Origin of the sequence: Labrys sp. WJW (assembly GCF_001676615.1) — a bacterium.
GTDB lineage: Bacteria > Pseudomonadota > Alphaproteobacteria > Rhizobiales > Labraceae > Labrys > Labrys sedimenti.
The window spans coordinates 1-308 of sequence record NZ_LYXZ01000111.1 but is presented as its reverse complement, the minus strand read 5'-3'; the positions used below and the strand labels follow the sequence as shown (position 1 = coordinate 308).

General features: G+C 68.8%; 1 protein-coding gene. It reads right to left on the bottom strand.

Annotated elements, in window-relative coordinates:
• On the bottom strand, nucleotides 1–308 hold a 308-nt coding region (locus BA190_RS34835; RefSeq protein WP_156771852.1), incomplete at both ends, for a TIM barrel protein.

Here is a 308-nt window from a genome sequence, read left to right as displayed (position 1 = left end):
GTCTCGGCGATGATCTCGGCCGCCTGGCGGGTGTTGGTCAGGAAGAAGCCGGGAATGTCGCGGGTGTTGATCGCCTCGATCACCAGGCGGATGCCGGCCTTCTTCAATTCGCCGGCGGCATAGCCGATGTTCTCGACGAAGGTGGCCCGGGCCTCGCCCGCATCGACGGAGCGGGGCGCGATGCCGGCCAGGCAGTTGACCAGCTTGCAGTCGAGCGCCTTGGCATAGGTGATGGCCTCAGCAACGCCCTCGCGGAACTCGGCCTTGCGGTCGGGCAGCACGGCGATGCCGCGCTCCCCGCCCGCCCA